The sequence below is a fragment of the Oleiphilus sp. HI0079 genome (assembly GCF_001635105.1).
In genome coordinates, this window is record NZ_LWFT01000744.1 from 1 (window position 1) to 5,863 (window position 5,863).

Sequence of the window (5,863 nt, forward strand, 5' to 3'; positions counted from 1 at the left end):
TGCAGATATTTATAGTCGCCTGCGTACGACCGCATCGATGAGTTTCTGGATCAAAACCACTCAAACCGGTAATAACACCGGCTGGCGCGCACCCGGCATAGCGGGTGTTGAGCAGGCAGGAGGTTCGGATGACATTTTTTGGGGGTGGTTAGATGCGAGCGGAAGAATTGGTCTATCCGTTGGAAACCAGTACTCAACCAAATCTACGGTCGCAATAAACGACGATGTATATCACCACGTTGTGTTGACGCGTGATTCGGGTTCTGGCGCCTATAAGATTTATATTGATGGCTCCTTGAACAGGAGCGGCACAGGTATTGCCGGAGTCATTGGCAACAGTTTTAGTAGTATCGGTCGGATAGAGGATACGGGCGGCACCGAGGAATACTTTCGGGGAAAACTCGATGAATTGCGGATTTACTCGAAAGTCCTCAGTGACGCTGAAGTTACTGCTCTTTTCAATGATACGCGACCTTGTGCGAGCAATAGCCTAATAGCGCATTTCCCGTTTGAGCAAACGCCTTTTACAGGCTCTGGCGTGGCGATTGAAGACTATACCGGAAACGGCAATAACGGGGTGACTTTGGGCGACCCCGCTTCGAATGAAGATGGTTACGTTTGCCGTGCGATTGATATTCCAGAGAACAGCTCGGTCGCGATTATTGATGCGGTCGACTCGCAGGTTGATGTTAATGATGACCTAGGCGATGCCGGAACCATTATGTTGTGGTATCGCGCTGAGCAAGATTGGGTTGGGTCAGGAAATCGTACCCTTTTGGATGCGAGTACCCGCATTCTAAACAACACCAATGACAAATATTTTTATCTCGCGAAATTGAATAGTGGCGCCTTGCGTTTTTCTCTTGAGGATGCTGCTGATGGCGATTTCAATCTGACTTCTCCGGTCAATACTTTTAATGCCGGTGACTGGGTTCATCTCGCGATCACTTGGGACATGCCTGCCGATGAACTCAAAATATTCGCGAATGGAACAGAAGTAGCGAGCCAGACGTTTAATACGAATGGTGTGCTTGGTGATGTTGGATCGGTATTCTTCGGCGACAACTCCTCGACTTACAACATTGCACCTGCCTCTTCGGCCTTTGGGACGCTGGACGAGCTTCGACTCTATGACACAGTGTTAACCGCTGTAGAAATTATTGCGGCCTCGGCTGAAACGCAGCCTTGTGTCGATTCCTGTGCAGGCAGTTTTGCCACGGGGATTAATAGCCATGCAAATGGTACGGTCGACTTTGGTTTCAATGCGCAGATCTTGAATAATCCGACGACTATCTTGCCTGTTGGGAGCGTCGTGACGAATGGCGGAAGCGGGCAATTAAGCTGTGAGTCGTCGCACTGCAGCGCAGAGCCGGGTTCTGTGGCGGCCATATCACCGGGCACCTTTCCGAATACAGCAAGTTACAGTGAAACATTGAACATCGGGTTTAGTAGCGTGGGCATCTTGGGGCAAACCACTAACGGCTATGCTAACGTGACGCTCGGTAGCCAAGCCACGATGAGCGTTAGCCCCGCGTACAACGAATATTTTATTGACACCATGAATGTCGGTTTTAACTCTGATGTGAATCTTATCGCGGGCGATTACTGGATTAACCAGCTGACGCTAGGCTCTCAGGTGCGCTTCAATGTGGTTGGCGGCGGAACAGCAAGGGTATTTGTGAATCAGACGCTCAATATTGGTTCAAGCAACTTGTTGAACGCGTCCGGTGTAAATGACTTTACTGGCGTAACTGCTTCCAGTCTGTTGCTCTACGCGTATTCCGATATTGGTTTTCCTAATTCAGCGACCATGGCAGGTGTCGTTTATGCCGTTGGTGACGTGAGCTTCGTTTCGACGAGTTACCTCAGCGGTGCTGTAACGGCAAACAATATTAGCTTGGGTTCAAACTCTAAAATTAGTTATGACAGTTCTGGCGTTTCTACTTTGGATTTCGGTGGGATATGTGATCCTACAAGCTCCTGTGCTTTGGGTAGTTTTTCTATCTCGCAACCTCAATATTCTTTAGCTTGTCCTCAAACGCGGGCGCTTGTTCAAGTACAGGCGATGTGTGCAGATGGCTTAGCTGCCAAGTCAGATTATTCCGGCACTATTAATCTGAGCAGCAATGAAAGTACCTTGAGTGACTTTTATCTAGCGAGCACTGGAGGGAGTCCGATATCGACCTATACCTTCGACGGTAGTGAGAGCGGTACCCGCAATTTTTATCTGTTCCATCAAAACGAGAACTCAGATCTTCGTGTGACTGTAGAGGATTCTTTCTTGGCGATCAGTAGCTCTGCGACTTCAGGTACCGACTTTAGAGCGTCTGGCTTTTTGGCCTCTAGCCCCGCGAGCTTTGTATGTGGAGCGTCGAGTAACTTTACCCTGACGGCGTTCGGTCAGGATCTAACCGGCGGAGGTAGTTGTAATGTGCTGACTGGATTTGACGGATCCAAGAATCTGAAAGTGTGGAGTGATGTGAATACGGATATCGCTCAGTCTCCGGGTGTCAAAGATACTGGACTGCCAAGAAGCATTTTATTTAATGGCGTCGGCGTGAGTGAAACCCAGCCGGCCAGTATTAATGTATCTGCTAACTTTAATGCCGGCGTGGCGAGTGTCGCATTGGCCTATGATGATGTAGGTGAAGTTCTGGGTTTAAATGTTCTGCATGATGAAGCGCCTTATGACGGTTCTGTACCTGAATTTTCGGCTTTGGCCGTCACGGTAGACCCTTTTGTTGTATCGCCTCAACGAATAACCATCCAAGCTGATGATGCGAATGCAGCCTGTGCAGGAGGGAGTCAGGCTGCACTTGCTGCTTGCTCTGTGCTGACTTCAGCGGGAAGTAATTTTAGTGTCACTGCTCAAGCAGAATGTAATGGAGGTGGGAGCGCGCCAAGCTACCAAGGTACGGTTGGTTTGAGTCATCAACTCATTTCGCCATCTGGAGGAAATCTTGGTGGGCTTGCACGAACCTCTTTGGTTTTTGATGGTACAGAGTCCGTGCCAGGTTCGCGGACTTTGACTGATCAGCAGGTGAGTGAGGTTGGTGTATTTTCTTTGACAACGTCGCCTCAAGCCTATTTTGGTCAAACGGTTGCCGGCTCAACATCAGCAAACATTGGACGGTTCACGCCTGCCGATTTTGTGGTCGCGCCGGATGATGGTCGCTTCGCTGCAAACTGCGGCAGTTTTACGTATATTGGACAGCCGTTTACGTATGCCACTTTGCCTTCAGCGAGCATTACCGCACGGAACGCCAACGGCGTGACGACTGAAAATTATACGGATAACAACTTTCGTAAGTTGGTTTCAGCGGACGTTGCTGATGCGCTGATTCCTCCGACGCAAGACGACTTGAAGGATGGCACGAGTGTGGGGGTAAAAATGCCCGTCACTGCGAGTTTAAATGATGGGGCTCTCAGTGTTCTGTCCCCAGGAGTTATGCTTTATACCTTCGATAATGGCGATACCTACAACTACGATAAGGATGCCAATGCATTGGTGGCACCGTTTACTGTTAATCAAGCGGCGTTCAGTCAGTTAGAAGTTTCGGCCAATACCATCGATGATAGTGATCTTGTCGCTGTGAGCAACAGTCCCGTGTGGCGACCTGTCGGTATCGAGCAGCGCTACGGTCGCTGGCGTACAGAGAATGTTTTTGGGCCGGAAGATGTGGCTCTTAATATGCTCGCACAAGCGGAGTATTGGGATGGGGCTGGCTTTCTAGTGAATGTTGATGATATTTGCTCTGCGATCGATATCGGTTTGAGTGTCAATGACTCAGACGGCAATGCAGTGAGCGCACCTTATGCTGGAATTAGCGTTGGAGATGGCAGCAGCGACATGAGTTTTAACTCGACGCTCGCGAATGGTTCTGGTCAGTTCCGTTTTTCTCCTCCGGGCTTAGCGTCAACAGGGGACGACCATACTGGTTCGATTGGTGTTGTCGTTGATCTAGGGACAATGCCTTGGCTGCGTTTCAATTGGGATGCAAGCGCGGACGGTTCCTTGGAAGACGCGCCCTTGAGGTTCGCTACCTTTGGTCAGTATCGTGGGAATGACCGCATTATATACTGGCGAGAGGTCTTTCCTTAAGAGCGCTCAATCTTGAGTTGGATATATTGCGGACGTGCTGAGGTGTTTTCTCATCGGCGCCATTGATGCGAGTTGCCCTGATGATTCTCGTGGCTGATCATCGACCTGATAGGCTATAGGTCAAGATGTTCGTGCAACCCGTTTGCATTAATTCCAAAGCGCTTTATCTGCACTACGGAATCGTCATGTTCGTGTCACCGATTTTTCTAGTCTGAATCTATGAGCTGTGGCTTAATAACACCCTGTACGTATTAGCAATCCCAATAAAATAATAAAGAAACGACAAGAACTATGCAGCAGTTTGGCAGACTTGAAGCGAGCGGCGCTCGTGGTTTTACTCTCATCGAATTGATCATGGTTGTTGTGATCCTCGGTATCCTTTCGGCTTTTACTATCCCGCGTTTTGCAGACCTTGGAAGAGAGGCGAGAGAAGCTTCCCTTGCAGGTATTGCGGGGACCATGAAGTCTGCGGCGGCTGTTGCGCATGCAGAGCAGCTGGTTAAAGGTAGCCCCCTTGGTGATACAGTGACGCTTGATGGGGCCGACATCACCATGGTTAACGGCTACCCAACCGCGGATAGTGCGGGTATCGGTGTGGCAGCAGACCTCACCGAGAACTCGGATTTTGTTATTGTTTCTCAAGGGAATCTTGGTGGGGACGTCTTACGGTTGGAGCTGCAAGAAAACTGCTATTTGGACTACACAGCGGCCAATGCGGATGCCGATAATGTACCACCAGTTCGGGTGAGTTTCGGAGTAAGGCTAGTCGCAATAGGTTGCGGTTAGCGTTCTGTCAGTGCGTAATGGCTCTCTCTACCGTGAATGCCTGGGGTTTAAAGTATCTCTCTTCTGTTTGTTGCAGGGCATGTTTCGTCCAGCATTTCTAGCAAGACGAACACCCCTGTTACTACATAAAGTTCAATCTTCAGACGCTATTCTTCATCGCCTTCTTCATCGGCGGACATGCCGAGTTCTTTGATTTTTCTAGTAAGGGTATTTCTTCCCCAGCCCAGCAGTATCGAAGCATCCCGTCGGCGCCCGCTCGTATGACTGAGCGCTGTTTCAATCATGATACGCTCAAACTCTGGGACGGCTGTATCTAGAATGGCGCTTTGACCTTTTTTCAACTCTTGGTCGGCCCATTTGCGTAATCCCTCTTGCCAAGTACTTCCGGTGAGCGAGACATCGCTGTGTTGTAGTAGCTCGGGAGGCAAATCTGACACATGGATCTCTCGACCACTTGCCATTACTGTTAACCAGCGACAGGTATTCTCAAGCTGTCTTACATTGCCTGGCCACGGTAATGCGCTCAAATAATCTTCGGTCTCTGGTCGGAGAACCTTTGGCTCTACGGCAAGTTCCTCTGCTGCGCGACTTAAGAAAAAGTGCATTAGCTTGGGGATGTCTTCCCTTCTATCACAAAGCTTTGGAAGGTGGATGCGAATCACGTTTAAGCGATGAAAGAGATCTTCTCGAAACGAACCTTCGTTAACTAGGTGTTCTAAATTTTGGTGTGTTGCCGCAATGATTCGAACGTCGACTTTTACTGGCGTATGGCCGCCTACCCGGTAGAACTCACCGTCAGCGAGCACTCGTAATAAGCGGGTTTGGGTATCTGCGGGCATGTCCCCAATTTCATCGAGAAACAACGTACCGCCGTTCGCTTGCTCAAAGCGACCTGTGCGTTGGCCGCCAGCACCAGTAAAGGCGCCTTTTTCGTGGCCAAAGAGTTCCGATTCAATCAGGTCTTTTGGAATGGCG

3 protein-coding genes are annotated in these 5,863 nt (G+C 49.6%); 2 read left to right on the forward strand and 1 reads right to left on the reverse strand.

Annotated elements, in window-relative coordinates:
* Positions 1-37 precede the first annotated feature (37 nt).
* Both A3750_RS13745 and A3750_RS13750 read left to right on the forward strand, forming a co-directional pair.
* Complete coding sequence (locus tag A3750_RS13745; RefSeq protein ID WP_197475037.1) at positions 38-4,102, forward strand: LamG domain-containing protein; 4,065 nt, start codon at positions 38-40, stop codon at positions 4,100-4,102.
* 291 nt (positions 4,103-4,393) lie between these two features.
* Positions 4,394-4,888 carry a prepilin-type N-terminal cleavage/methylation domain-containing protein gene (locus A3750_RS13750; protein ID WP_068454000.1) on the forward strand — a complete coding sequence of 165 codons (495 nt, stop codon included), beginning with the start codon at positions 4,394-4,396 and terminating at the stop codon, positions 4,886-4,888.
* A gap of 146 nt (positions 4,889-5,034) precedes the next feature.
* On the opposite strand, the gene A3750_RS13755 is transcribed toward A3750_RS13750, so the two are convergent.
* A partial coding sequence (locus A3750_RS13755; protein ID WP_197475038.1) for a sigma 54-interacting transcriptional regulator occupies positions 5,035-5,863 on the reverse strand: 829 nt, incomplete at its 5' end.